Genomic DNA, 26032 nt, shown 5'->3' with positions numbered 1-26032 from the left:
GGGCCGGTCGCGGTCAGGCGGCCGGCGGAGCGTTGAAGGGGGCGGCCCAGGTCTGGTTGGTCTGGATCGCGCTGGGGGCGGCGCCGCAGGTGTACACGCCCACGGGGGTACCCGGCGTGGTGGCGCCGGCGTAGACGTCGAGGCAGAGGTTGGTGCCGGCGAGCTTCAGGTTGCCGTCGCGGTTGTAGCTCCAGGTCTGGTAGCCCGGGGCGGACCCGCAGGCGGCGACGCCGACCCACTGGCCCTGCTGGCCGTTGATCACGCCGGCGGAGGCGGAGCTCTGGGCGGTCAGGCAGAGGTTGGCGGTGCCGGCCTGGAGCAGCAGGACGGAGCCGTTCGCGTTGCGCTGCCACTGCTGGTTGGAGCCGCCGGAGCAGTTGTAGACGTCGACGGCGGTGTTGGTCGTGCGGGACTGGTAGTTGTCCAGGCAGAGCGAGGCCTTGGACCAGCTGCCGCGGGAGGCGGTGATCTGGCCGCGCGGGGTGGCGGTGGAGCCGGCCGGCGGGGTGACCTTGAGCATCGCGCTGTCGTGCGAGCCGATGGTGAGCGTCACCGACCCGGCCGAGGTGCTGGTGGAGTGCGCCCACAGGTCGCGCACGGTGTAGTTGCCGCCGCCGCTGCTGAAGCCGAGGGAGGCCAGGTCGAGCGTGTAGCCGGCGGAGGCGGCGCCCTTGTTGAGGACGACCACGGCCCGGCTGCCGTCCGCCAGCGGCTTGACGACCACGTCGATGCCGTTGGACGCCGCCGGGGTGCCGTCGGCGTTGGCGCCGCCGCCCGAGACGCGGTAGCCGCCGGCGCCGAGCGGGTCCTGGTCGACCGCGATGACCTCGGGGTTGCCGAGGATGCCGATGGAGGCGTTGAGGTGCGCCGCCTCGGCCGGATGGGCCGCGATGTAGGAGGGCTCGAACTTGCGGGCGTCGGTGGAGATCACCAGCGGCGCGGCCATCGCGGAGAACAGCGACATCTGGCTGCGCTCCTCGGCGGTGGTCATGCCGTTGTCGCCGATGAGCAGCATGTCGGCGTCGTTCCAGTTGCCCGGACCCTGGTAGCGGGCCAGCTCCAGGGTGCTGTCGACGCTCTGGTAGGCGCCGAAGTTGTAGCCGGACTGCACGCCCAGCGGCTGGTTCCAGGGGTCGGTGGCGCCGTTGTCGTAGTCGTTGTAGATGTCCGGGCCGACGCGCCAGAGCTGGCCGAGACCGCGCACCCAGTTCATCGCGCTGAACTTGGTGGAGCCGTTGCCGTACGCGGCGGGGGCGGAGATGTTGAAGACCACGTTCGGCTTCGGGGTGCCCGCCTTGTTGGCGTTGGTGACGGCGGTGCTGAGGGCGTTCGCCATCCGGGTGTCGAGCGTCTGCATGGGCTCCTGCTGACCGCAGTTGTCGTACTTGAGCGTGTCGACGCCCCAGGAGACGAAGGAGTCGGCGTCGGCCTGCTCGTGGTACTCGCTGCCGTTGGCCTGGTTGGGCGAGGTCGGCGTGGTGGTGGAACAGGTGTGGGTGCCGGACGTCTCGTAGATGCCGAACTTCGCCCCGAGGCTGTGCAGATACGCGCCGTAGGCGGTGAGCTCGTAGTCGAAGCCGGGCTGCTTGGTGCTGTCGCGGACGTCGGTCCGGGCGCCCCAGTTCGCCGCGCCGTGCAGATAGCCGGAGCTGTTGCGGTACATCCAGCAGTCGTCGACGGTGATGGTCTTGTACCCGGCCGCGATGAGGCCGGCGTCGGCGAGGCCCTTGGCGTTGTCCTGCATGTACTGCTGGAACGAGTAGTTCAGCCGCGGGGAGCCGTCCAGCGGGGCCTGCGGTGTGCAGGTGGACCGGGCCCAGTTGTTGAAGCCCATCGGCGGAGCGGCGGCCAGCGGCCCCTGCGGGGTGGCGGCCGAGGAGTAGTTGGCGGCCGGGGAACCGACGCCGTCGTCGGCGACGGCGGGGCCCGCGGCGAACGCGGAGGCGGTGACAAGAAGAGCGGTGCTCAGCAGGACCGGTGCGGTCCTCCGGGGAATGCGCTTGTGCACGAGGGGGGTCCTTCCCTTGATGAGTGAAGATGCGTTAAGTAGGTTCTAACGCTCAACTTCAATCACTGGTGCGCAAAGCTTCGAGGGTCGCCAGGCGCGCCGTCAAGGTGTCGGAGGAAGGCCGTCGAGGTGTCCGCGGAAGCGGCGGCGCCAGGGCGGGGGCGCGAGGATTTTCCGGGCGCGCTCTGGCTAGATTGCTCGGGTGAGCACACGACGACCCCGGGGCCCGTACGCCAAGACCGCCGCCAAGCGGCAGGTGATCCTCGACGCGGCACTCGCCGCCTACGCCGAGGCCGGCAGCCGGGGCGTGTCCGTACGGGACATCGCCCAGCGGGTCGGGATGACCGACGCGGGCGTCCTGCACCACTTCGGCAGTCGTGAGGCGCTGCTCACGGCGGTGGTCGAGGCCCGTGACACGGCGGCGTCCGAGGCCTACAGCCCGGAGACGGTGCTGTGGCGGACCGAGCTGCTCGCCCAGAACGCCGCCACACCCGGACTGGTCAAGCTGTTCCTGGACATCGCCGCGGCCTCCGCCGATCCCGACCACCCGGGGCACGCCTTCTTCACGGAGCGGTACCGGGGTCTGCGGCTCCAGATCGCCGCACTGCTCGCCGCCGGCCCGCCGCCCGCCCACGGCACCGACGAGCCGGCGACGGACGCCGACGCCGACTGGGCCGCCCGGATCCTGCTGGCCGCTACGGACGGCATCCAGCTCCAGTGGCTGCTGGAGCCGACGATCGACATGGCCGGGGACATCGGCCGGCTGCGGGAGGTGCTCCTGGCCGCACTGGCCGGACCGCGGGAGGAGCGGACTCCCACTCCTCCCGCGACCGGCTCCGGGGACGCCGCGGCGTCCTAGTCCGTCTCCGGCGTACCAGGGTCGGACAGCTCCCTGGTCCGCCTGCGGGCGGATCAGAGTCGGACAGCTCCCTGGCCCGCCTCCGGCGGGGCCTGCTCGAACGCCGCGCCCGCGGCGAGGGTCACGGCCACCCGCGTGCCGCGTGCCGTCCGCACGATCGCGCAGTCCACGGCGTACGCGCGGACGAGCGGCAGACCGCGGCCGCAGCAGGCGGTGGCCTCGTCACCCGGCAGCCGGGGGCGCCGGGGGCGCCACCTGCCGGTGTCCCGCACCTGGAGCGTGAGCGAGCGGCCGGTGGCCGTCAGGAGCAGGGCCACGTCCCGGCTGCCGCTGTGCCGGACCACGTTGGCGGCGAGCTCGGTCACGATCACCCCGAGCGCCTCGTCGATCTCGTCGCCGAGTTCCCAGCGGCGTGCCGCTTCCTGGGCGAAGCGCCGCAGCGGTGGGACCGCGTCGACGGTCGCGGGCATCACGCACAGGGCCTGACGCTCGTCGCGGGTGAGCGGGCTGTCTTGGGTGGCCATCGACATGGGGGGCTCCTCGGCGCCTGGGGGGACGGGGCGCGTGGCGGCCGGAAAACCGCCGGTTGTGCCACGGTAAGCACGAAAACTTTGAATGTCTAGGTTTTTGCCGCACCGCGTCGGTGGTCACCCCCTGCGCGGCGGTCCTCGTGCACGCCCGGCGGTCACGAGTGGATAACTGAGCCGGGCGCGCGGGTGACATCTGGCGCGACTGATGCTCTAAGTTGAGCGCTACGCGCCAACCTGCTCAGTTTCGCGCGCCAACCTCTCTTCGTGAATCAGGCGGTAGTTGCCATGAAGCGACGTCTCTTCCCCCTGTCCACCGCCGCCGTCGTCGGCTCGCTCCTGCTCTCGGCCTGCGGAGGCGGGTCCGGCTCCGCGACCGGCCCGGACGGTGTCACCACGATCTCGTTCGTCGCGGCGGACTACGGGTCCAACGGGGACAACTCGAGCCAGGCGTACTGGCAGGACGTCATCAAGGCGTTCGAGAAGAAGAACCCGAAGATCAAGGTCGACCTCCGGGTCATCAACTGGAACGACATCGACGCCCAGGTCAAGACCATGGTCCAGAACGGGAACCAGCCGGACATCCTCCAGACCGGCGGTTACGCCGACTTCGCCAAGAGCGGCTTGCTGTACCCCACCTCGGACGTGCTCTCGGTCGGCACCGAGGGGGACCTCATCCCCGCCATGGCCGACGCCGGGCGCCAGGACGGCACCGCGTACGGCATCCCGTTCGTCTCCAGCGCGCGGATGTTCCTCATCAACGACGCCCTGTTCCGCAAGGCCGGCCTCGACCCGAAGAAGCCGCCGCGGACCTGGGCCGAGGTCACCGCCGACGCGACCGCGCTGAAGAAGGCCGGCGTCGAGGTGCCGCTCGGCGTGCCGCTGGGCAAGGAGGAGGCCCAGGCCGAGGCGTTCATCTGGATGATGGGCAACGGCGGCGGCTACCAGGGCACCGGCGCGAAGTACGAGATCAACTCGCCCGCGAACGTGGAGACGTTCACCCAGCTGAAGAAGTGGGTCGACGCGGGCCTCACCGAGAAGAGCCCGGCCGCGGTCAACCGCACCGACCTCACCAAGAACTTCGCCTCCGGCAAGGTCGGCATGCTCAACGGCTTCCCCGGCCAGCTCGCCGAGCTCAAGGGCCTGGACGTCACCTGGACCGCGATGCCCGGCGCGACCGCGAAGAGCCCCAGCACCCTCGGCGTCGCCGACTGGATGATGGCCTTCAAGAAGGGCGGCCACCGGGACCAGATCAAGGCGTTCCTCGACTTCGCGTACGGCAAGGAGAACACGGTCAGGTTCGCCAAGACCTACAACCTGCTGCCCGTGACCCAGTCGGCGCGCACGGCGCTCGCGGCCGACCCGGCGGTCAAGGACCTCGCGCCCTTCCTCGACATCCTGCCCACCGCGACGTTCTACCCGCTCAGCGACCCGACCTGGCCGGGCGTCTCCGCCCAGATAAAGACCCAGATCGGCAGCGCCCTCGACGACCCGCAGAAGACCCTCGACGCCCTGCAGCAGGCGGCCGAGCAGGCGGGCCGGTGACGGGCCGGGGCGGCATGTCCGAAACGAGAACGCACGTGTCCACCAGCACCTCTCCCCGTACCGCCGACCGGCGGGCCCACGCGGCCCGCCGGCCCGCAGCCCCGCGGCCCGGCCGGCGAAACCCCGACCCGCCGGCCGGGCCCCGGCCCCGCTCCTGGTTCCGGCGCCTGGGCGCCCTGCCCTGGATCGCGCCCGCCGTCCTGCTCATCCTCGCCGTGGTCGTCTGGCCGGTCGTCGAGATGATCCGCACCTCGCTGCGGAGGATCGACACCTCGGGCACGGACCTCGGTCCGGCCGGACTCGACAAGTACCGCAAGCTGTTCGCCGACCCCCGGATCGCCGACGTCCTCACCTGGACGGCCGTGTGGACGGTGGCCGTCGTCGCGCTGACGATGCTGCTGTCGCTCGGCCTGGCCCAGCTGTTCAACCAGCGCTTCCCCGGCCGCCGCGTCACCCGCTGGGCGCTCGTCGCGCCCTGGGCGGCGTCCGTCCTGATGACCGCCATCGGCTTCCGCTGGATGCTCGACCAGGTCGCCGGCGTCCTCAACCGGGTGCTGCTCGACCTCGGCCTGATCGACTCGGCCGAGGCGTGGACCGGCGACGCCGCCCACGCGAAGCCGTGGCTGATCGCCGTCGCCGTCTTCGTGTCGCTGCCCTTCACCACGTACACCCTGCTCGCCGGGCTCCAGACCGTGCCCGGCGAGGTGTACGAGGCGGCCCGCGTGGACGGCGCCTCACGCCTCCAGACGTACCTGCGGATCACGCTGCCCCTGCTGCGGCCGGCGTTCCTGGTCGCCCTGGTGATCAACCTGATCAACGTCTTCAACTCGTTCCCCGTCATCTGGGGCATGACCCAGGGCGGCCCCAACGCCGACACCGCCACCACCACGGTCTTCATGTACATGCTGCGCAGTTACGACGTGGCCGAGTCGGCCGCCCTGTCGGTGGTCAACTTCGCCGCCGTCATCGTCATGGTCCTGGTCTTCCTCAAGGTCAGCGGCTGGAAGGAGACGGACCGATGAGCACCACGACCCTTCACCCCGGTGGCCGTCCTCATCCGCGTCCCCGGCCCCGCCCTCGCACGAAGACCGTGCTGCTCACCGTCACGGCCTGGGCGCTGGCGGCGCTCTTCCTGCTGCCGTACGCCGACATGGTGATCACGGCCGGGCGTCCGGCCGGCGAGCTGCGCGACAACGGCTATCTGCCCTCGCACTTCGACTGGTCCGCGTTCACCAGCGTCTGGAGCGAGACCACCCTCGGCCAGAACCTGGCCAACACGCTGCTGATCGCGGGCGGTTCGACTCTCCTCGTCCTGCTCGTGGCGCTCCCCGCCGCCTACTACACGGCACGCGTCCGCTTCCGCGGGCGCAACGCCTTCCTGCTCCTCGTCCTCGTCACGCAGATGTTCCAGCCGACCGCCCTGCAGGTGGGCCTCTACCGTGAGTTCCACGCGCTCGGCCTGCTGGACACGACGACCGTGCTGATGGTGGCCAACGCCGCCTTCAACCTCGCCTTCGCCGTCTGGATCATCAGCGCCTACATCGGCTCGATCCCCGTCGAGCTGGAGGAGGCCGCGATGGTGGACGGCTGCGGCCGGGCCCGCGCGCTCTTCCGCGTGACCCTGCCGCTGGCCATGCCGGGCATCGTCACCGCCGTGATCTTCACCTTCATCGCGGCGTGGAACGAGTTCATCATGGGGCTGACGCTCACCACCTCGCCCGAGCGGCAGCCCCTCACCGTCGGCATCAACAACATGATCGGCGCCTACAGCGTGCAGTGGAACCAGGTGTTCGCCGCGTCGCTGGTGGCCATCGTGCCCGTGGTCGCGCTGTTCGCGGTCATCGAGCGCCACGTGGTGTCCGGGCTCACCGCCGGCTCGGTCAAGTAGCCCGGACAGCAGGCTCCTCGGCCCCGTCCGTCAGACGCAGTGGACGTCGACGCCCTGGGCGGTGAGCTGTTCGACGAGGTCGTCGGGGGCGTCGTGGTCGGTGACGAGGGTGTGGATCTCGGGGATGGTGCAGACGCGGGCGAAGGCGCGTTGGCCGAGTTTGGTGGAGTCGGCCACGACGATGACCTTCTCGGCGCGTTCGGCCATGGCGCGGTTGGCGCTGGCTTCGCCCTCGTCGTGGGTGGCGGCGCCGAAGCGGGGGTCGACGGCGTTGACGCCCAGGATGGCGTAGTCGAGGGAGAGGCCCTGGAGGACCATCGCGGCGAGGGGCCCGGTGAGTTCGTAGGACTGGGGGCGGGCGACGCCGCCGGTCACGACGGTCTTCACGTACGGGCGGACGGCCAGTTCGTTGGCGATGTTGACGGCGTTGGTGACGATGGTCAGGGCGGTGGAGCCGCCGTGTTCGGCGAGGTCGGCGCGGGTGGCGAGTTCGCGGGCGACTTCGGACGTGGTGGTGCCGCCGTTGAGCCCGACGACGGCGCCGGGCGGGATGAGCGCGGCGGCGGCGCGGGCGATGCGCTGTTTCTCGTCGGCCTTGCGTGCGGTCTTGTAGCGCAGCGGGAGGTCATAGGTGACACCGCTGAGGACCGCGCCGCCGCGGGTGCGGGTGAGCAGTTGCTGGCGGGAGAGTTCCTCCAGGTCTCGGCGGACCGTCGCGGGCGAGACGTCCAGCAGTTCGGCGGCCTCGCCGACCTCGATGCTGCCGCGCTCGCTCAGCGCGTCGAGCAGCCGCGTCCACCGCTCGTGCGAGCTCATGACCGTTCTCCTCACCTCGTGACGTCGCCTTGCGACATGTCGGAGCCGAGAGTAACCCGGCGCGACGCTTCCGTGATCAATCTTGCGCGTGATTGCTCAAAGTTGAGCGCACAGGCTATAAACGAATCATCTTCAGTCATTCGGCTGGGTGGAGTACCGGCCGACACCGCCTTCGAGGAGGCCCCCGTGAGTCACGTCGACGTGGAAATAGCCGAGCAGCCCGCCTGCTGGCTGCGGGCACTGGACATGCGTCCGGCCGGACTGCCGCGGGCCGGCGAACGGGTCGCGGTCGTGGGCTGCGGCACCTCGCTCTACATGGCGCAGGCGTACGCGGCACTGCGTGAGGACGCCGGGCTCGGCGAGACCGACGCCTTCCCGGCCGCCGACTTCCGGGCCGCGCGCCGCTACGACCGGGTCGTGGCCATCAGCCGCTCCGGAACCACGACGGAGGTGCTCGACGCGCTCCGCCGGGCCGGCGACACCCCGACCGTGGCGCTCACCGGAGACCTCGACACCCCCGTCAAGGACGCCGCCGGCACCGTCGTCGACCTGTCCTTCGCCGACGAACGGTCCGTCGTGCAGACCCGCTTCGCGACGACCGCGCTGGTCCTGCTGCGCGCCGGCCTCGGCCCCGTACCGCAGGACCTGCTGCGGCAGGCGCGGCACGCGCTGGCGGCTCCGCTCCCCGAGGAGCTGCTGAGCGCCGGCCAGTTCACCTTCCTGGGCACCGGCTGGAGCACCGGTCTGGCGCACGAGGCGGCGCTGAAGCTGCGCGAGGCCTCCGGATCGTGGACGGAGTCGTATCCGGCGATGGAGTACCGGCACGGGCCCATCAGCGTCAGCGGCCCCGGCACCGTCGTGTGGTTCTTCGGCGAGCCGCCCGCCGGCCTCGCCGACCAGGTCCGGGCGACCGGCGCGTACCTCACGGTGTCGCCCGGTGACCCGCTCGCCGACCTCGTCCGCGCCCAGCGCCTCGCCGTCGCCCTCGCCGGGCGCCGCGGTCTCGACCCGGACCAGCCGCGCAACCTGACCCGCTCGATCGTCCTCACCGGCTCATGACCACCGCCACGAGCACCATGGGCACCACGAGCACTGTGAGCATCACGAGCACCGCGCGAACGGCCTCACGGAGGGTCGTCGCCCTGGACGTCGGCGGCACCTACATCAAGGGCGGCAGCCTCATCGAAGGCGCGACCGCCCTCGACCACACGGACCGCTGGTACACCCGCGCCGACCGCGGCCCCGAGGCGGTCCTGGAGACCGTTCTGTCCTGTGCCGCGGAACTCGTGGAACGCTGCCCCGACGCGCAGGCCGCCGGGATCGTCGTCCCCGGCATCGTCGACGAGGAGTCCGGACTCGCCGTCCTCGCAGCCAACCTCGGCTGGCGCGGCGTGCCCGTCCAGGACTGGCTCGCCGAACACCTCGACATGCCGGTCGCCTTCGGCCACGACGTACGCGCCGGCGGACTGGCCGAGGCCCGGATGGGCGCCGGCCGCGGCTGCGCCGACTTCCTCTTCGTCCCGGTCGGCACCGGCATCGCCGCCGCCGCCTTCAGCCGGGGCCGCGCGCTCACCGGAGCCCACGGCCGGGCCGGCGAGCTCGGGCACGTCGTCGTCCGGCCCGGCGGCGCCCGCTGCCACTGCGGCGCCAGGGGCTGCCTGGAGACCGTGGCCTCGGCCGCGGCCGTCGCCCGCCGCTACGCACGCGCCACCGGCTGGCACGGCATCAGCGCCAGGGACGTCCAGCGGCGCGCCGAGACGGGCGACACGGTGGCCGCCGCCATCTGGACCGAGGCGATCGAGGCGCTCGCGGACGCCCTGGCCGCCGCGGTCACGCTGTACGACCCCGAACGCGTCGTCCTCGGCGGCGGCCTGGCCCGCGCGGGCGAGGCCTACCTCGCGCCCCTGCGCGACGCCCTGACCCGGCGGCTGACCTTCCAGGCCGTACCGCACCTCACCGAGGCCCGGCTGGGCGACCGCGCGGGATGCGTGGGCGCGGCACTGCTGGCGCACGACCTCCTCGAACAGGCATGGGTGCGCCCGTGATCCTCACCGTCACCCTCAACCCCGCCCTCGACATCACCCACCGCGTCGACCGCCTCAGCCCCCACTCCGCGCACCGCGTCCGCGACGTCGGCGCCCGGGCGGGCGGCAAGGGCGTCAACGTCTCCCGGGTCCTGCACACCCTCGGCCTGCTCACGCTCGTCACCGGCCTGGCCGGCGGCCCGACCGGTGAGGCGGTACGCCGCGAGCTCTCCCACGCGGAACTGCCGGAGCGGCTCACGCCCATCGACGGCGAGACCCGCCGCACGGTGGCCGTGGTCGACGAGCACACCGGCGACACGACGACGCTCCTCGAACCGGGTCCGGTCGTCAGGCCGCACGAATGGCGCGACTTCCTCACCGGCTTCGACGCCTGCCTGGGCCCGACCACGGTCGCCGTGCTCTCCGGCAGCCTCCCGCCCGGCCTCCCCGCGGACGCGTACGCCACGCTCGTCCGCGCCGCGAGGGCCCGGGGCGTCCCGGCGATCGTGGACACCAGCGGCCCGGCGCTCCTGGCCGCCCTGCCGGCAGGCCCCGCCCTCGTCAAGCCCAACGCGGACGAACTGGTCGAGGCCACCGGTGAACGGGACCCACGGCGGGCGGCGGAGGCCCTGCGCGCCGCGGGCGCCGAAGCCGTGGTCGCCTCCCTCGGCCCGGACGGCCTCCTCGCGGTGGACTCGTCGGGCGCCTGGCGCGCCACGCCTCCCGAGCGGCTGCGCGGCAACCCCACCGGCGCCGGGGACGCGGCCGTCGCCGCCCTGGCCCGCGGCCTGGCGGCCGGCGTCTCCTGGCCGCGGCGGCTCGCCGAAGCGGTGGCCCTGTCCGCCGCGGCCGTCGCCGCGCCCCTGGCCGGTTCGTTCGATCCCACCGTCCACCAGCGCCTGCGCGGCGCGGTGGACGTCCAGTCCCTCCCGCCCCTTCCGCCTCACTCGTAAGGAACCGTCATGCCTCTCGTAGGTACGGGGGACATTGTCGCCCCCGCCGCGCACGCCGGACACGGCGTGGGCGCCTTCAACGTCGTCCAGCTCGAACACGCCCAGGCGATCGTGGCCGGCGCGGAGGAGGCCGGTGCGCCGGTGATCCTCCAGATCAGCGAGAACGCGGCCCGCTACCACGGCGGCCTGCGGTCCATCGGCCTGGCCACGCTCGCCATGGCCCGTGCCGCCCGGGTCCCGGTCGCGGTCCACCTCGACCACGCCACCGACGACGACCTGGTGCACGAGGCCGTCGAGCTCGGCTTCACGTCGGTCATGTACGACGCCTCGGTCCTCCCGTACGGGGAGAACCTCCGCGCCACCGGGGCGATCACCGCCCACTGCCACGCGGCCGGGGTCTGGGTGGAGGCCGAGCTCGGCGAGGTCGGCGGCAAGGACGGCGTGCACGCCCCCGGCGCCCGCACCGACCCGGCGGAGGCCGCCGCCTTCGTCGCCGCCACCGGAGTGGACGCCCTCGCGGTGGCCGTGGGCACCTCCCACGCCATGCTCACCCGGGACGCGGCACTGGACCTCGCCCTGATCCGCGCACTGCGCGAAGCCGTCCCCGTACCGCTGGTCCTGCACGGCTCCTCCGGCGTCGCGGACGACGTGCTGACGGCGGCGGTCGACCACGGCATGACCAAGGTCAACCTCGCGACGCACCTGAACCGGGTCTTCACCCTGGCCGCGCGCGAGGTGCTCGACGGCGACCCGTCGCTCGTCGACACCCGCCGCTACCTCGGCGCCGGCCGCACCGCGATGGCCGAGGAGGTGACGCGGCTGCTCGGCGTGCTCAGGGCTCCGGCCGCGTCGGCGGTGCCCGCCCGCTGACGAGCCGGGGCGGAGCGGGCGTCGGCCGACCCCGCCCCGGCGTCACGAGGACGGACCCGACCGGTCCCGAGCCGGCCGGCTGGGGACGCGACGGGGGTGCGTCGAGCGGCCGACCGGGTGTGTCCAGGGGATGGCCGAGAGGGCCGAGTGCGTGGAGCGGCCGACCGAGTGCGTCCACCAGTCGGCCGGGTGCGAGTGCGTCCAGCGGCCGGTTGGGTGCGAGTGTGTCCAGGGTCGGCCGAGTGCGTCCGGCGGCCGGCCTGGGGGCGTGGCGTTCTCGGTCGGCGGCCCGGGTCGCCGACCGCAGCGCCTCGCGCTCGCCGGTCGTCCCGGTGGCGTGGACCGCGACGGCGGGGGCCGTGGTCAGGCGAGGAGACCGAGCCGCGTGCCGCCCCCGGCGCGCAGGCGCCGGAAGAACGCCAGCACGCCCGCGGAGCCGCCGGCCCAGGTGGCGCTCGGCCGGGCCAGACCGGTGTCCGGGAACACGGGCCGGGACCAGGTGCCGCCGCTGCGGCTCAGGACGAGCAGGGCGACGGTCTCGGCCGCGTCCCGGAACTCCTCGGACCCGGTCACCGCCGCGACGTCCACCATCAGCTCGCCCACTCCGGCCAGTCCGCAGCACTGCGTGACCAGCGGCATCCGCGGTGCCAGCGCGGCGCAGGCGCGCGCGGTCCGCCGGGCGAGGTCGAGGTGTCCGGGTTCGTCGAGGCGGTCGGCGGCCCTCAGGAGTACGGTGCCGATGCCGGCCAGGCCCCGGCACCACGAGCCGTAGCGGCGGGTCGCCCCCGGTGTGGCGGCCGCCGCGATGATGTCCGGCGTCACGGCGGCCAGCCGCGCGGCGGCCTTCGCGGAGCGGCTGATCGCGTCCGGGTCCCCGGTCTCGCCGCCGTACTCGAGCAGGAAGCAGGCGACGCCCGCCGCGCCGTGCGCGATGCCCTCGCGGAGGGCGGCGGTGCCGGCCGTGTCCGGGCCGGTCGGGGTCAGCCTGGCGGTGCCCGACGCCAGCATCCGGTCGCAGCCGGCGGCGACGGCGAGGTGCCGGTCCGCGGCGTCCCGGTCGCCGGACCGGAGGGCGTGCCGGGCGAGCAGCAGCCGGCCGAGTCCGATTCCGGCGGCGCCCGCGATCAGGTCCGCCTCCGGAGGCCCGCCGTCCGGCGCGCGCTCCGGCAGGACGGCGTACCCGTCCCGCGCGGCCGTCGCCGGGACCGCGTCCGGCCGCGCCTCCCACCCCGCTTCGGCGAGGAAGAGTTCGACGCCGGTGCGTCCCGTGTAGAAACCGGGTGGCAGGTTTCTGGACTGCTCCGCCGTCCACCGCGCCAACTCCGTGACAGCGGAGCGCACATGGGGTCGGTGGACGTGCTGGAGGAGTTCCAGGCCGAGCCCCGAACTGCCGCCGTACACGTCGATCGAGGTGGGGACGTTCAGCCGCGCGGCCCGTACGGGATCCACGATCGCCTGCGCCTCACCGACGCAGTACGCGGTCGTGTGCTCGATGATCTCGTCCAGCAGATCGTTGTCGATCCGGGGGCGCGCGGGCCGGCGTGCGGACGTGGCCCGGCCCCCGACCGCGCCCGTCTCCGTGCCGGTGCGCAGACGGTCGGCGGCCGCGGTCCGTACGGCCGGGTCGAAGCTCAGCAGGCCGGTGATCGACGCCCGGATCTCCCGGTGGGCGGGCCCGGGCAGCGCCCAGGCCAGACAGGCCAGGGTCCGGTCCCGGTTGACCTCGTGGGCGGTGTCGACGATCACCGGGTCCATGCCGGTGGCGGCGAAGTAGAGGGTCGCGCCGAGGGAGTAGTAGTCGTCGGCGGGGGCGGCCGGGCCGGTCGCGCGCAGAACCGGCTCGCTGTATCCGGGGGTCGCCCCGCCCGGGCCGGCGCCGTCCCGCTCGCTGATCCCGAAGTCGATCAGATGGCAGTGGTCCGGGCCCGATTCGTCGAGCACGACGTTGTCGGGCTTGAGGTCGCGGACGACCACGTTCCGGCCGTGGATCGCGTCCAGGACGCGCAGCAGCCGGGAGGCGAGGTCGGACAGGGCGCGCGCCGGCCGGGTGCCGTCGTCCCGCGCGGGGCCGTCCCCGTAAGGGCCGTTCTGGTAGGGGCCGTTCCGCAGGACCTCCCTGCGCAGGTCCCGGTCGCCGCAGCTGGTCAGCACCAGGTACTCGTCCGACCGGTGAGCGAAGTAGTCGAGCGCGCGGGGCACACCCGTGACGCCGTCGAGCGCGGCGAGGACCGCGCGCTCGTTGCGCAACCGGTGGCGGGCGTCCGTGCCGGACTCGTCCTCGCCGACGAAGGCCCTCGCCTGTTTGACCACCACGGGCCGCCCGAGCGTGCGGTCGACCGCGCGGTAGACGTTGCCGCCGGGTGCGCGGGCGATGCCGGCGGTGACCTCGTAGCGTCCGCCGCCGAAGCCGGGCGCGGACGGCTCGGAACCGGCGCCGGGGCCGGTCGTGAACGGGTCCTCGGCCCAGGGCGGGCACCGGTAGCGGCCGACGGCGAGGCCGTCGAAGATCTGTCCGTCCGGCCCGGTCATCACGGATTCGAGCCGTCCGCTCCGGCCGGTCCGGTAGTCACCGGTGAACGGGCCGTAGCGGTAGTAGACCGGGGCCCCCGGGTCGACCCGCCGGTCGCTGACGACCTTCGGGCCCTCCTGGCCACGCAGTGCGGCGGCGAGTTCCCGGGCGACCGCGACCACGGTGCCGGCCGGCGGGTAGACGGTGATCGCCTTGCCGACGGCTCCGGCGCTCACCGCCCCGGAGTTGAGGCGGCGCAGCGTCTCCGGGTCCCGGGCGAACTTCGCGTGACAGACGTGTCGGGACAGCACCGGCAGGACGAGCCGGGTCACGGCGTCGAGGTTGCCGGGGCGCGCCGAGACGTGCAGTTTCCAGCCGTGTTCCATCGCCGGCATCCGCGGATCGGTCAGGTACGACCAGGTGTCGTCGGACCAACCGCTGCGGCCGGCGATGGAGACGGCCACCGCTACGAGTTCAGGTCGCAGGCGAAGCGGGTGGTGGCGGTCACCCAGGGGTCGGCGAGACACGCCGTGTACTCACGGTCGCCGCGGTCGTCGTCCTCGAACGCGATCGCCTCGTCGTCGATCTCCAGCGGACCCGCGTCGCGGATTCCGTCGACTTCCAGAAGTTCGGGCACGGCTACGGGCATGTGACGCCTCCATGTCTTGTCGTGCGCAGAAGTGCAGGAAACGGCCCAGACGGGCCGGTGGGCCCGCTGAGCCGAGAACTCGCTGGACAAAGGTAGGGAGGGGGCGAACCCGCTGACAAGGGGTCAGGTGGCACTTCTCGGACCGTTGATCGCCGCGGTCACGGCCGGGGCGTCGGCGCCTTCGGCAGCAGGAAGACGACGACTCCGGCGACGACGGCGATGGCGCACACGGCGAAGGAGGCGACGGCGAAGGCGTGGCCGGCGGCGGCGACCCTGCCGACCGCCCCGGGACGGAACGAGCCGAAGAAGACCGCTCCGACCACCGCGACGCCGAGCGCGCCGCCGCACTGCTGGGCCGTGGACAGGACACCTGAGGCGACGCCGGCCGACTCCGGTTCGACGCGGCTCAGCACCGTGTTGAGCGCCGGCGTGATGACCAGTCCGCCGCCGACGCTTTGCAGAACGAGGGTGGGAATCACCAGGAGCGGCGTGATCCGGGGCCCGGACACCAGCAGGAGGCCGGTCGCCAGGTAGCCGCTCGCCAGGACGACCGCGCCGATCTCGAGGACCCGGCGTCCGTACCTCGGGACGGTCCGGCTCGCGACCATGCTGAACACGAAGAACGCGGTGGCGGCCGGCGCCTGGACGAGGCCCGCGCCCAGCGCCGACATGCCGAGGCCGTGCTGCATCGTCACCGACAGGGCCAGGTAGTACGAGTAGATCAGCGCGTACAGGGCGAGGACGAGGACGATTCCGAGCGCGAACGAACGCTGCCGGAAGAGCGTGAGCGGTACGAGCGGATCCCCGCCGCGCCGTTCCAGCCTCCGCTCGACCGCGACGAACAGGCCGAACGCGACCGCGCTGCCGGCGAAGCAGGCCCACACCCACCACGGCCAGCCCGCCTCCTGCCCCTGGATCAGCGGCAGCACGAGGAGGAAGAGAGCCGCGCTGAGCACCAGGACCCCGGGCAGGTCCAGCGTGCGGCCGGCGGCGGAACCCGTCGCCGGCAGGTGCCGCAGGGCGAGCAGGAACAGGGCGGCACCGATCGGCGCGTTCACCCAGAACACCGTGCGCCAGCCGGCGCCGAACAGGTCGGCGCCGATGAGCAGTCCGCCGACGAGCTGTCCGCCGATGGTGGCCGCGCCCATGACGATGCCGACCGCCCCGTACACGCTGTGCCGCCTCGCCGCCGGCACGAGCACCGTGACGTAGGCGAACACCTGCGGCACCATCAGGGCCGCTCCCAGGCCCTGGACGACACGCGCGGCGATGAGGCCGCCCGCGTTCGGCGAGAGCGCGCAGGCGACCGATGCCAGGGTGAACAGGGCCACGCCGAGAAGGAAGATCCGCTTGCGGCCGTACAGGTCGGCCAGGCGGGTGGCGGTGATGATGAAGACCGCGTAACTCAGCTGGTAACCCGCCAGGATCCACTGGACGTCGCCGGGGGAGGCATGCAGATCCGCTTCGATGGCGGGGCCCGCGACCACCACGATGAAGGAGTCGAGGACGGCCATGAACAGGGCGGTCAGGACGACCGCGGTCGTCATCCACGGAACGGCGTCGGCCTTCGCGACGGTCGCCGGCGGGCTCGCCGACTGCTGAACAGGTGACACGACTGGAAACCTCTGTGTGCGTCGGAGTCCTTGATGCTGTGCTGCGATGACGTCTCGTCAGTCGACCAGGAGCACCAACTTCCCCGTGGTCCTGCCGGTTTCACCGAGCCGGTGGGCCTCGGCGGCGTCCGCGAGTGGGAAGACGGCGTCGACGTGGACCTTCAGCCTGCCGGTCTCGACCAACTCCGAAACGGCCAGAAGCGCTCGCCGGTCCGGCTCGACCAGCATGAAGCCCGAGCGGACGGAGCGCGCGGCAGCGGCCGCGGCGAGCGCCTCGGTCTCGCGTGCCGGCAGGGTGATCAGCGTGCCGCCGTCGCGCAGCACCGCCAGCGAACGCTCCTGGTAGTCCCCGGCGATCGGGTCGATCACCACGTCCACGTCGGAGACGACCGAGGCGAAGTCGACCGCCGTGTAGTCGATCACCTCGTCCGCGCCGAGCCCCCGCACGAAGCCGTGCTTGCCCGCGCGGGCCGTGCCGATGACGTACCCGCCGTACGCCTTGGCGATCTGCACCGCCAGGTGCCCCACGCCCCCCGCGGCCGCGTGCACCAGGACCCGCTGCCCCGCCCGCAGCGCCGCCGTGTCCACCAGGGCCTGCCACGCCGTCAGCGCGGCCAGCGGCAGGGCCGCCGCCTGTACGTGGTCGAGCCCGGCCGGCTTGGGGGCGAAGTGCCGGGCCGGAGCGGCCACGTACTGCGCGTAGCCGCCGACCATGCGCGGAAAGCCCGGCATGCCGTACACCTCGTCGCCCGGCCGGAAGAGCGTCACGCCGCGGCTGACGGCCTCCACCACGCCCGACACGTCCCACCCCACGATGCCGTCACCGGGGACGTACAGGGTGCCGGCCGCCCGGGTCTTCCAGTCGACCGGGTTGACGCCCGCGGCGCGCACCCGCACCAGGATCTCCGTCGGACCGGGCACCGGCCGCTCACGTTCCACGACCTTCAGCACCTCCGGCCCGCCCGGCTCCTCGTAGGCGACGGCCAGCATCTTCTGCGCCATGCGGATCCACTCCTCGTCTCGTTCGCGGTCGACCACCAGCCTGGTGTCGCCGAACACCCGAAACGAGTGGCCAGATCGCCAACAAGTGAGAGGATCTGGCCATGCAGCGAGCGAAGGAGAAAGCCGTGCGCAAGGCCGCGCCGAAAGCCGTGCACCGTGTCGTCGTCCTCGCCCTCCCGGGTGTCGTCCCCTATGAACTGGGCATCCCCGCCAAGGCGTTCGGCCTCGCCCGCGGACCGGCCGGCGAGCGGCTCTACGAGGTGGTCACCTGCACCGTCGACGGCCGGCCGGTGCGCACGAGCGAGGACTTCTCGATAGCCGTCGAACACGACGCGAGCGCGATCGCGACCGCCGACACCCTGATCGTGGCGCCCATCGGTGATCCGGTGAGCGCCGACGACCCGCTCCCCGAGCCGGTCGCCGCCGCCCTGGACCGGCTCCGGCCCGGCACCCGGCTGGTGTCGATCTGCACGGCATCCTTCGTCCTCGCCGCCGCCGGGCTGCTCGACGGCCGGCCCGCCACCACCCACTGGATGTACGCCGAGCGGTTCCGCGAGCTGTTCCCGCGGACCCCGCTCGACCCCGACGTGCTCTACGTGGACGACGGCGACGTCCTCACCTCGGCCGGCGCCGCCGCCGGGATGGACCTCTGCCTGCACCTGATCCGCCACGACCACGGCAGCGAGACCGCCAACCGGGTCGCCCGGCTCTGCGTCGTTCCGCCCTGGCGTGACGGCGGACAGGCCCAGTACATCGCCCGGCCCGTCCCCGACGCGACCGGCAGCGACACCGCCGGGGCCCGGGAGTGGGCCCTCCGGCAGCTCCACCAGCCTCTCCAGCTCGCCCAGTTGGCCGACCGGGCGGGCATGAGCGTGCGCACCTTCAGCCGTCGTTTCCTCGCCGAGACCGGCCAGACCCCCGGCCAGTGGCTCACCGCCCAGCGGCTCCAACTCGCCCGCACGCTCCTGGAGTCCAGCGACCTGCCGGTCGACCGCGTCGCCGAGCGGGCCGGCTTCGGCAGCGCCTCCTCGCTGCGCCAGCACCTGGCCACGGCGATCGGCGTCTCACCCGCCGCGTACCGCCGCACCTTCCAGGGCCGCGACCGAGGAACCACGCGCACGTGACGCCGGCTCGGCAGCGGCCGAGGTGCCGTTGCCGACCCACCCCGGAGTGGCGCGGACGACCCGCTCAACGCCTTTCGGCTGCCGGACCGGCCGTCGGGGTGACGTTCCCCGGCTGCTCCGTCATGGCGTTCATCAGGTAGTCGACGACGCCGATGAGGCCGCCGCCGTCCCGATGGGCGGCCCGTTGGCGGTCGGCACCGTTGCCGACGGTGCGCAGCACGGCCCACCCCTCCGTCACGGTCTCCAGATCGCCGTTGCGCAGCAGCGACGGCCGGAGGTCCGCCAGCATGTCCTCCACGAGGGCGGTCGCCGGGACGAGACGGTGACGGCGCAGGTCGACGGCTTCGCCGGCCAGGCCGTCGCGGGCCGCACGCCAGCAGGCGGTGCGCAGGATCTCCGGGGACGGCCGTAAGGGGGGCCGCCCGGCTTCGATGTCGGTCAGGGCGGTGCCGACCAGGGCCCGGACGACCGCGGCGAGCAGCACGGTGTCCTGTGCGGTGGCCGTGGCGTCGGCGACCCGGATCTCCACGGTGGGGGCGTGGTCGGAGGGCCGGATGTCCCAGTACAGTCCGCCCCGGTCGAGGATGCCGCCGGTCGCGGTGAGACCGGAGACGAGCTCCTCGAAGTGCGCCCGTGACGTGACGTACGGCGGCGGGCCCGCGGCCGGCCAGCGGGCCCAGGCCAGCGTGCGCCAGCTCGTGTAGCCGGTGTCCCGGCCCTGCCAGAAGGGCGAGTTGGCCGCCAGCGCGATCAGGGCCGGAAGCCGGGGCCGCAGATGGTTGCCGACCTGGAGAGCCGTTTCCAGGTCGGGCATGCCGACATGGAGGTGGCAGGCGCAGATGCTCTGCTCGTCGTCCAGGGCGCCGAAGGCGGCCACGCTCCGCGCGTACCGGGGTCCTTCGGTGATCGGGGGCGGCAGCGGCTGGGGCAGCACCGGTGTGCCGCTGGAGATCACGCCCAGGCCGAGGCGTGCGGCGGCGCGCGCCACGGCCGCCCGCATCGACCGCACCTGCGCGGCGAATTCGCCGAGACGGGCATGCGGATCGGTGCGGGCCTCGACCTGGTAGCTCGTGATCTCGGTGGTCACGCGGTCCCCGAGCTCGGCGGCGGCCTCGGCCACCACTTTCGCTGCCTCCGGTCTCAACTCCCGTGTCACCGAGTCGACCAGGAGGTACTCCTCTTCGGCGCCGACCGTCAGTGGGGTCATTCGGTCATCGTGGCACAGACGGTGTCGTTCGGGGAACGACGCCCGGGCCGTTTCAGACGTGGCCGAGGATCCGGTTCCCGGGGCGCGCTTCCGAGGCGCTCTTCCGGTGCGCGGCGCCGCGCTGTTCACTGGTCGGAGTCATGCAGTCCCGAGCACCGGAGGCCGCTGTGCGCGACGGACACCCGCCGCGGGAGACGGACGTGCTGGTGGTGGGGGGCGGTCCGGCCGGCGCGACGGCGGCCGCGCTGCTGGCCCGCCAGGGTTTCGAGGTCACTCTGCTGGAGAAGGCCCGCTTTCCCCGCTACCACATCGGCGAGTCCCTCCTGCCTTCCCTGCTGCCCCTGTTGGACCTGCTGGGCGCCCGGGAGGCCGTCGAGCGGCGTGGCTTCGTACGCAAGACGGGCGCCTTCTACGACTGGGGCGGCCAGGAATGGGCCCTGACGTTCGACGGCCTGGGCCCGGCCGCGCCCTACAGCTTCCAGGTCGTCCGCTCGGAGTTCGACCAGACGCTCCTCGACCACGCGCGGAGCCAGGGCGTACGGGTCCACGAGGAGACGGCGGTGCGGGCGGTCGGTTTCGACGAGGGGCGCGCGAAGACCGCGGAATGGACCGCCGGGAACGGCCGCGAGGGCGTGACCTCGTTCCGGAGCCTGGTGGACGCGTCCGGCCGCGCCGGGCTGCTGACGGCCCGCCAGTTACGGACCCGCCGGTTCCACGACGCCTTCCGCAACGTCGCCGTCTGGGGCTACTGGCGGGACGCGGAACCCGCGCCGGACGCCCCCGAGGGCGCCATCCGCCTCTACTCACTGCCCGACCACGGCTGGTTCTGGGCCATCCCGCTGCACGACGGCACCCTCAGCGTCGGCCTCGTCACCGACAAGCGCTCCTTCGCGGAAGGCCGTCGGGCGCTCGGCGGGACCGAGGCCCTCTACGCGGACCGGCTGGACCGCACTCCGGCCCTGGCCCGCCTCCTGGCCGACGCCGACCGGGTCACCGACCTGCGGGTGGAGAGCGACTACTCGTACGTGGCGGACCGGTTCTGCGGACCGGGATGGTTCGCGGCCGGTGACGCGGCCTGCTTCCTGGACCCCCTGCTGTCCACCGGCGTCCACCTCGCCATGCACAGCGGCATGCTCGCCGCCGCCTCCGTCGCCGCCACCCTGCACCAGGACGTCGGCGAGTCCGAGGCCACCGACTTCTACCAGGGCGCCTACCGGCACGCCTACGAGCGCCTGCTCATCCTCGTCGGCGCCTTCTACGACATCCACCGGGGCCGCGACGCCCACTTCCGCCGCGCCCAGCGGCTGAGCCTTCGCGACCAGCGCCCACTGCGGCTGCACGAGTCCTTCCTGAACATCGTCACCGGCGTCGAAGACCTCCACGACACCCAGGACGACACGGTCTCCCACCTGTTCGGCGCGCTGCGGGAACCCCTCGCGGGCCATGAGCGCGTGGGGCTCGGCGGGCACGGGGCGAGCGCGATGACGCCGTGGCCGACGGCTCCCGGCCGGGCGGTCGCCGGCCTCAGGCTGACGCTGGAACCCCGCCTGGGGCTGCGCCGGGCCGACGGCTGACCCGCACGGGCGGGCTCCGGGCCCGTGGTCGGGGTCGCGCTCGCAGGGCCGACGAGCGCCGGGCGTTTCGTCACCTGGCGACCGGATTCCGCACGTACAACCAGAACTCCGGCACCTGCCCGTCCGGTCCCGGTTCCTGTTCCGGCCGATGTTGCGTACGCCTCACCAGTGAGTGCTGTTCAGGGAGAGCCCCCGGCGGCCAAGCTGTGCGGCGTGGGTCCGGGTCTTGGGCGGGCGGACTGCTGATCGTGTTGAGAACACGCCGTTGACGGCCAGAGCAGCGAACGGAGAACACACGTGATTGTCGGAGTCCTCAAGGAAGCGCGGGCAGGTGAGAACCGCGTCTCGGCCACGCCGGCCACGATCGAGCCGATCCGCAAACTCGGATACGACGTCGTCGTCGACTCCGGCGCGGGCGCCGCGGCCGGCTTCACCGACAGCGCCTACGAGGCCGCCGGTGCCACCATCGGAGACGCGGCCGCCGCCGATGTGGTCCTGGGGGTCAACGCCCCGACTCCCGCGCAGCTCGACCGGGTGAGGCCCGAGGCGACGGTGATCGCGCTGTTCGCGCCCGCGTTCGACCCGGCCATGGTCGAGGAGCTCGGCCGCCGCCCCTTCACGGCGCTCTCGATGGACGCCGTACCGCGCATCAGCCGGGCCCAGTCGATGGACGTGCTGTCGTCGATGGCGAACATCGCCGGCTACCGGGCCGTGATCGAGGCGGCGCACGCGTTCGGGCGGTTCTTCACCGGCCAGGTGACGGCCGCGGGCAAGGTGCCGCCGGCGAAGGTGCTCGTCGCGGGCGCGGGCGTCGCGGGTCTCGCGGCGATCGGTGCGGCCGGGTCGCTCGGCGCGATCGTGCGGGCGACCGACCCGCGGCCCGAGGTGGCCGATCAGGTCAAGTCGCTGGGTGGCGAGTACCTGTCGATCGAGTCCCCCGAGGTGGAGGTCTCGAAGACGGGCTACGCCAAGGAGATGGGCGACGACTACAAGGCCCGCGAGGCCGAGCTCTACGGCGCGCAGTGCCGTGACGTCGACATCGTCATCACCACCGCGCTGATCCCGGGGCGCCCCGCGCCGACGCTGATCACGGCGGAGATGGTGGCGAGCATGAAGCCCGGCTCGGTGATCGTCGACATGGCCGCCGCCAACGGCGGCAACGTCGTCGGCACCGTGAAGGGCGAGAAGGTCGTCACCGACAACGGCGTGACGATCATCGGCTACACCGATCTCGCGGGCCGGCTCCCCGCGCAGTCCTCGCAGCTCTACGGCACGAACCTGGTGAACCTGCTCAAGCTGATGACACCGGCCAAGGACGCGCAGCTGGTGCTCGACTGGGACGACCCGGTGCAGCGCTCGATCACCGTGGTCCGCAAGGGCGAGCTCGCCTGGCCGCCCCCGCCGGTCCAGGTCTCCGCGGCCCCGGCCCCGGCCCCGGCGGCCCCCGCGGCCGCGGCGGCGCCCGCGCCGAAGAAGGCGCCGATGTCGGCGAAGCAGAGGTTCGGCGCCGTCGCCCTCGGTGCGCTGGCGCTCTTCCTCACCGCCGGGTTCGCGCCGGCGGCGCTGCTGCCCCACGTCACGGTCTTCGTGCTCGCGATCGTGATCGGCTACTACGTGATCGGCCATGTGCACCACGCCCTGCACACACCGCTGATGTCGGTGACCAACGCGATCTCCGGGATCATCGTCGTCGGCGCGCTGCTGCAGATCGGGCAGACGAGCACGACGGTCACGGTGCTGTCGTGCGTGGCGATCCTCCTGGCCAGTATCAACGTCTTCGGCGGCTTCGCGGTGACGCGTCGCATGCTCGCCATGTTCAACCGGAGCTGACATGTCTGCGACTCTTGCCGCACAGGCGGCCTACCTCGTTGCCACGCTGCTGTTCATCCTCGCGCTGGCAGGACTCTCCAAGCACGAGTCGGCACGGCTCGGCAACGCCTTCGGCATGCTCGGCATGGGCGTCGCGCTCGTCGCGACGATCGTGCTCGCGGCCGACGGCGACATCGACGCCGCCGGCCTCGGCCTGATGCTCCTGGCGATGCTGATCGGCGCGCTGATCGGTCTGCAGCGCGCCCGCGGCGTCGAGATGACCGGCATGCCCGAACTCATCGCGCTGCTGCACTCCTTCGTCGGTCTGGCGGCCGTCCTCGTCAGCTGGAACGGCTTCCTCAACGTCGAGAACCACCCGGACGGACCCGAGGCCAAGGCCCTGGACGCGCTCGGCACGCTCGGCATCCACCACGCCGAGGTGTTCATCGGCGTGTTCATCGGAGCGGTGACCTTCACCGGCTCGATCGTGGCGAACCTGAAGCTCTCCGCGAAGATCGACTCCAAGCCGCTGGTCCTGCCGGGCAAGAACGCCCTCAACCTCGGCGCGCTCGGCCTGTTCGTCGCCCTGACCGTCTGGTTCGTCGTCTCGCCCGCGCTGTGGTCGCTGATCGCGGTGACGGCCGTGGCGCTGGCGCTCGGCTGGCACCTGGTGGCCTCGATCGGCGGCGGCGACATGCCGGTCGTGGTCTCCATGCTCAACAGCTACTCCGGCTGGGCCGCGGCCGCCTCCGGCTTCCTGCTCGGCAACGACCTGCTGATCGTCACCGGCGCGCTGGTCGGCTCCTCGGGTGCCTACCTGTCGTACATCATGTGCAAGGCGATGAACCGCTCGTTCATCTCCGTGATCGCCGGCGGCTTCGGCATCGAGGCGCCCTCGGCCTCGGACGTCGACTACGGCGAGCACACGGAGATCACCGCGGAGAGCGTCGCCGAACTGCTCGGGGCGGCCCGTTCCGTGGTCATCACGCCCGGCTACGGCATGGCCGTCGCGCAGGCCCAGTACCCGGTCGCGGAGCTCACCTCGAAGCTGCGCGCGAAGGGCGTCGACGTGCGGTTCGGCATCCACCCGGTCGCCGGCCGGCTGCCCGGCCACATGAACGTGCTGCTCGCCGAGGCCAAGGTGCCGTACGACATCGTGCTCGAGATGGACGAGATCAACGAGGACTTCGCCGAGACCGACGTCGTCCTCGTCATCGGCGCCAACGACACCGTCAACCCGGCCGGCGCCGAGGATCCCAGCAGCCCCATCGCCGGCATGCCGGTGCTCACCGTCTGGGAGGCCGGCAAGGTCATCGTGTTCAAGCGCTCGATGGCCTCCGGGTACGCGGGCGTGCAGAACCCGCTGTTCTTCCGCGAGAACACCTCGATGCTCTTCGGTGACGCGAAGGCACGGGTCGAGGACATCGTCGGCGCGCTCTGACCCCGACGGGCTCGAGGGTCCCGGCACGCACAGGGCCGGGACCCTCGGTCGGGTCGGCCCGCTCATGTCGGCCCGGCCGTACGGGCCCGGCCGTACGGGTCCGCCCGCTCGGGTCGGCCCGGTCGTGCGGGTCCGCCCGTACGGGTCCGCCCGCTCGGGTCGGCCCGGTCGTGTCGGCCCGGTCGTGCGGGTCCGCCGGGTTACGGTCGCCGGCATGGCGGGTGAGCGACAAGGGTGGCTGCGGTGTCTGCTCGGCGGAGCGGTGTTCGTGGTGTGCATGATCGGGACCACGCTGCCGACCCCCCTCTACCCCCTCTATCAGGAGAAGTTCGGCTTCTCCGAACTCACGGTCACGGTGGTCTACGCCGTGTACGCCTTCGGTGTCATCGGCGTGCTGCTCCTCGCGGGCAACGTCTCCGACATCATCGGCCGACGGCCCACACTGCGATTCGGCCTCGGGTTCGCGGCGGCGAGCGCGGTCTGCTTCCTGCTCGCCGACTCGCTGGGCTGGCTGTACGCGGGCCGGCTGCTCTCCGGGCTCTCGGCGGGTCTCTTCACCGGAGCCGCCACCGCGTACGTCATGGAGCTGGCCCCGCCCGGCGGCGGCTCGCGGGCGACGCTCGTGGCGACCGCCGCGAACATGGGCGGCCTGGGCTGCGGCCCGCTCCTGGCGGGACTGCTCGCCGAGTACGCGCCCGAGCCGCTGCTGCTGCCGTTCGCCGTGCACCTCGGCCTGGTCGCCGTCTCGGCCGTCGTCCTGCAATGGCTGCCCGAGACGGTGGCGGACCGGCAGCCGCTGAGCGCCGTACGCCCGCAGCGCCCCGCCCTGCCGGCCGAGGTGCGGCCGGTGTTCGTACCGGCGGCGGTCGCCTCCTTCGCCGGCTTCGCCCTGTTCGGCGTGTTCACCTCGGTCAGCCCCGCGTTCCTCGCCCGCTATCTGCACGTCGACAACCACGCCGTCAGCGGCCTCGTCGTCGCCCTCGCCTTCTTCGCCTCCACCGGCGGACAGGTCGCCGCCGGCCGCGTCGGGCCCGCGCGCTCGCTGCCGCTGGGCTGCGGCATCCTCTTCACCGGCCTGGTCCTGCTCGCCGTCGCCCTCTACACGGACCTGTTCGTCTTCGTCGTCCTGGCCGCCGTCGTCGGCGGCACCGGGCAGGGCCTCTCCTTCCGTGCCGCGCTGTCCGCCGTCGCCGCGGCGTCGCCGGCCGACCAGCGCGCGGCGGTCATCTCGTCCCTGTTCGTGGTCGCGTACACGGGCATTTCGATCCCGGTCATCGGCGTCGGCCTGGTGGCGGAGCCGATGGGCCTGGAAGCCGCGGGCCTGGTGTTCATCGCCTGCATGCTGGTGCTCGTGGCGTCCGCCGCCACGTATCTGCTCACACGGGCGCGCCTGCCGGCCACCGACCCGGACCGCAAGGGCTAGGTGTGTGGTTCGGACAGGTGGCTGACGCGGCCGCTCGCGCAGCAAGCGCCCATCGCGGTCCAACGGCGAGCACGCCCGCCGCCGGGCGCTGCGGTCACGCCGCCGCTTCCGTGCCGCCGGAGGTGCCGAACGTGACCAAGCTGCCGAACGGCCTGACGACCGTATCGTCCGCCTCGCCGGCCGTGCGCGCA

At 72.8% G+C, this 26032-nt stretch carries 21 protein-coding genes; 13 read left to right on the top strand and 8 right to left on the bottom strand.

From position 1 onward, the window contains the following. Nucleotides 1-13: 13 nt before the first annotated feature. Nucleotides 14-2008 (bottom strand): ricin-type beta-trefoil lectin domain protein, encoded by a 1995-nt coding sequence (locus tag ACWEJX_RS16350; RefSeq protein ID WP_451608107.1) that lies wholly within the window; start codon nt 2006-2008, stop codon nt 14-16. A 202-nt stretch (nt 2009-2210) separates the two neighbouring features. Here ACWEJX_RS16350 and ACWEJX_RS16345 point away from each other — a divergent pair, with 202 nt between their 5' ends. Beyond that, on the top strand, nt 2211-2867 hold the full coding sequence (locus ACWEJX_RS16345; RefSeq protein WP_451608106.1) for a TetR family transcriptional regulator: 657 nt from the start codon (nt 2211-2213) through the stop codon (nt 2865-2867). 53 nt (nt 2868-2920) lie between these two features. Here the strand turns inward: ACWEJX_RS16345 and ACWEJX_RS16340 are convergent, their stop codons facing one another. Beyond that, entirely contained in the window at nt 2921-3397 is a 477-nt protein-coding gene (locus ACWEJX_RS16340; RefSeq protein ID WP_451608105.1) for an ATP-binding protein, read from the bottom strand. A gap of 285 nt (nt 3398-3682) precedes the next feature. Between ACWEJX_RS16340 and ACWEJX_RS16335 the strand changes: the two genes are divergently transcribed. Genes ACWEJX_RS16335 through ACWEJX_RS16325 form a run of 3 tightly spaced genes read left to right on the top strand, consistent with a single transcriptional unit; the run spans nt 3683 to nt 6827 of the window. Further along, complete coding sequence (locus ACWEJX_RS16335; RefSeq protein ID WP_451608104.1) at nt 3683-4939, top strand: extracellular solute-binding protein; 1257 nt, start codon at nt 3683-3685, stop codon at nt 4937-4939. Nucleotides 4940-4974: 35 nt separating this feature from the next. Continuing rightward, entirely contained in the window at nt 4975-5961 is a 987-nt protein-coding gene (locus ACWEJX_RS16330; RefSeq protein WP_451608103.1) for a carbohydrate ABC transporter permease, read from the top strand. Then, nucleotides 5958-6827, top strand: coding sequence for a carbohydrate ABC transporter permease (locus ACWEJX_RS16325; protein ID WP_451608102.1), 870 nt, complete (start codon nt 5958-5960; stop codon nt 6825-6827). Before ACWEJX_RS16330 ends, ACWEJX_RS16325 begins: the two co-directional genes overlap by 4 nt. 30 nt (nt 6828-6857) lie before the next feature. Here the strand turns inward: ACWEJX_RS16325 and ACWEJX_RS16320 are convergent, their stop codons facing one another. After that, nucleotides 6858-7643 carry a DeoR/GlpR family DNA-binding transcription regulator gene (locus ACWEJX_RS16320; protein WP_403789884.1) on the bottom strand — a complete coding sequence of 262 codons (786 nt, stop codon included), beginning with the start codon at nt 7641-7643 and terminating at the stop codon, nt 6858-6860. Nucleotides 7644-7829: 186 nt separating this feature from the next. Between ACWEJX_RS16320 and ACWEJX_RS16315 the strand changes: the two genes are divergently transcribed. The 4 genes from ACWEJX_RS16315 to ACWEJX_RS16300 are packed head-to-tail and all read left to right on the top strand — an operon-like array spanning nt 7830 to nt 11490. Further along, on the top strand, nt 7830-8702 hold the full coding sequence (locus ACWEJX_RS16315; protein ID WP_451608101.1) for an SIS domain-containing protein: 873 nt from the start codon (nt 7830-7832) through the stop codon (nt 8700-8702). 17 nt (nt 8703-8719) lie between these two features. Then, entirely contained in the window at nt 8720-9688 is a 969-nt protein-coding gene (locus ACWEJX_RS16310) for an ROK family protein (RefSeq protein ID WP_451608131.1), read from the top strand. Continuing rightward, nucleotides 9685-10620 carry a 1-phosphofructokinase family hexose kinase gene (locus ACWEJX_RS16305; RefSeq protein ID WP_451608100.1) on the top strand — a complete coding sequence of 312 codons (936 nt, stop codon included), beginning with the start codon at nt 9685-9687 and terminating at the stop codon, nt 10618-10620. The genes ACWEJX_RS16310 and ACWEJX_RS16305 overlap by 4 nt, the downstream gene beginning before the upstream one ends. A 9-nt stretch (nt 10621-10629) precedes the next feature. Continuing rightward, nucleotides 10630-11490 (top strand): class II fructose-bisphosphate aldolase, encoded by an 861-nt coding sequence (locus ACWEJX_RS16300; protein ID WP_451608099.1) that lies wholly within the window; start codon nt 10630-10632, stop codon nt 11488-11490. 363 nt (nt 11491-11853) lie between these two features. Here the strand turns inward: ACWEJX_RS16300 and lanL are convergent, their stop codons facing one another. The 4 genes from lanL to ACWEJX_RS16280 form a co-directional block, all read right to left on the bottom strand. Next, nucleotides 11854-14463, bottom strand: a complete 2610-nt coding sequence (lanL, locus tag ACWEJX_RS16295) for a class IV lanthionine synthetase LanL (protein ID WP_451608098.1) — start codon at nt 14461-14463, stop codon at nt 11854-11856. Nucleotides 14464-14465: 2 nt separating this feature from the next. Next, complete coding sequence (locus ACWEJX_RS16290; protein WP_451608097.1) at nt 14466-14648, bottom strand: SflA family class IV lanthipeptide; 183 nt, start codon at nt 14646-14648, stop codon at nt 14466-14468. Between the two features lie 158 nt (nt 14649-14806). Next, on the bottom strand, nt 14807-16261 hold the full coding sequence (locus ACWEJX_RS16285; RefSeq protein WP_451608096.1) for an MFS transporter: 1455 nt from the start codon (nt 16259-16261) through the stop codon (nt 14807-14809). A 57-nt stretch (nt 16262-16318) separates the two neighbouring features. Beyond that, nucleotides 16319-17263 (bottom strand): NADP-dependent oxidoreductase, encoded by a 945-nt coding sequence (locus ACWEJX_RS16280; protein WP_451608095.1) that lies wholly within the window; start codon nt 17261-17263, stop codon nt 16319-16321. Nucleotides 17264-17364: 101 nt separating this feature from the next. Between ACWEJX_RS16280 and ACWEJX_RS16275 the strand changes: the two genes are divergently transcribed. Further along, nucleotides 17365-18387: a GlxA family transcriptional regulator gene (locus tag ACWEJX_RS16275; protein ID WP_451608094.1), complete on the top strand. Its 1023-nt coding sequence runs from the start codon at nt 17365-17367 to the stop codon at nt 18385-18387. A 64-nt stretch (nt 18388-18451) separates the two neighbouring features. On the opposite strand, the gene ACWEJX_RS16270 is transcribed toward ACWEJX_RS16275, so the two are convergent. Then, the gene (locus tag ACWEJX_RS16270; protein ID WP_451608093.1) at nt 18452-19594 is read right to left on the bottom strand and encodes a carboxylate-amine ligase; all 1143 of its coding nucleotides are present in this window, start codon (nt 19592-19594) and stop codon (nt 18452-18454) included. A 140-nt stretch (nt 19595-19734) separates the two neighbouring features. Here ACWEJX_RS16270 and ACWEJX_RS16265 point away from each other — a divergent pair, with 140 nt between their 5' ends. From ACWEJX_RS16265 to ACWEJX_RS16250, 4 genes are all read left to right on the top strand, one after another. Then, the gene (locus tag ACWEJX_RS16265) at nt 19735-21168 is read left to right on the top strand and encodes an NAD(P)/FAD-dependent oxidoreductase (protein ID WP_451608092.1); all 1434 of its coding nucleotides are present in this window, start codon (nt 19735-19737) and stop codon (nt 21166-21168) included. A gap of 297 nt (nt 21169-21465) precedes the next feature. Beyond that, nucleotides 21466-22998: a Re/Si-specific NAD(P)(+) transhydrogenase subunit alpha gene (locus tag ACWEJX_RS16260; RefSeq protein ID WP_451608091.1), complete on the top strand. Its 1533-nt coding sequence runs from the start codon at nt 21466-21468 to the stop codon at nt 22996-22998. A 1-nt stretch (nt 22999) separates the two neighbouring features. Further along, nucleotides 23000-24418 (top strand): Re/Si-specific NAD(P)(+) transhydrogenase subunit beta, encoded by a 1419-nt coding sequence (gene pntB, locus ACWEJX_RS16255; protein ID WP_451608090.1) that lies wholly within the window; start codon nt 23000-23002, stop codon nt 24416-24418. A gap of 214 nt (nt 24419-24632) precedes the next feature. Next, nucleotides 24633-25841 (top strand): MFS transporter, encoded by a 1209-nt coding sequence (locus tag ACWEJX_RS16250; RefSeq protein ID WP_451608089.1) that lies wholly within the window; start codon nt 24633-24635, stop codon nt 25839-25841. The last annotated feature ends 191 nt before the right edge of the window (nt 25842-26032 follow it).

This window comes from Streptomyces sp. NPDC004788, assembly GCF_053601115.1.
This window is presented reverse-complemented; position numbering and strand designations above follow the sequence as displayed.

What these genes read in the sequence shown, in the direction of transcription:
- ACWEJX_RS16340 (WP_451608105.1), bottom strand. Translation starts at nt 3,397, where the DNA reads ATGTCGATGGCCACCCAAGACAGCCCGCTCACCCGCGACGAGCGTCAG.
- ACWEJX_RS16265 (WP_451608092.1), top strand. Translation starts at nt 19,735, where the DNA reads ATGCAGTCCCGAGCACCGGAGGCCGCTGTGCGCGACGGACACCCGCCG.
- ACWEJX_RS16320 (WP_403789884.1), bottom strand. Translation starts at nt 7,643, where the DNA reads ATGAGCTCGCACGAGCGGTGGACGCGGCTGCTCGACGCGCTGAGCGAG.
- ACWEJX_RS16270 (WP_451608093.1), bottom strand. Translation starts at nt 19,594, where the DNA reads ATGACCCCACTGACGGTCGGCGCCGAAGAGGAGTACCTCCTGGTCGAC.
- ACWEJX_RS16250 (WP_451608089.1), top strand. Translation starts at nt 24,633, where the DNA reads ATGGCGGGTGAGCGACAAGGGTGGCTGCGGTGTCTGCTCGGCGGAGCG.
- ACWEJX_RS16310 (WP_451608131.1), top strand. Translation starts at nt 8,720, where the DNA reads ATGGGCACCACGAGCACTGTGAGCATCACGAGCACCGCGCGAACGGCC.
- ACWEJX_RS16280 (WP_451608095.1), bottom strand. Translation starts at nt 17,263, where the DNA reads ATGGCGCAGAAGATGCTGGCCGTCGCCTACGAGGAGCCGGGCGGGCCG.
- ACWEJX_RS16335 (WP_451608104.1), top strand. Translation starts at nt 3,683, where the DNA reads ATGAAGCGACGTCTCTTCCCCCTGTCCACCGCCGCCGTCGTCGGCTCG.
- ACWEJX_RS16275 (WP_451608094.1), top strand. Translation starts at nt 17,365, where the DNA reads ATGCAGCGAGCGAAGGAGAAAGCCGTGCGCAAGGCCGCGCCGAAAGCC.
- ACWEJX_RS16325 (WP_451608102.1), top strand. Translation starts at nt 5,958, where the DNA reads ATGAGCACCACGACCCTTCACCCCGGTGGCCGTCCTCATCCGCGTCCC.
- ACWEJX_RS16290 (WP_451608097.1), bottom strand. Translation starts at nt 14,648, where the DNA reads ATGCCCGTAGCCGTGCCCGAACTTCTGGAAGTCGACGGAATCCGCGAC.
- pntB (WP_451608090.1), top strand. Translation starts at nt 23,000, where the DNA reads ATGTCTGCGACTCTTGCCGCACAGGCGGCCTACCTCGTTGCCACGCTG.
- ACWEJX_RS16300 (WP_451608099.1), top strand. Translation starts at nt 10,630, where the DNA reads ATGCCTCTCGTAGGTACGGGGGACATTGTCGCCCCCGCCGCGCACGCC.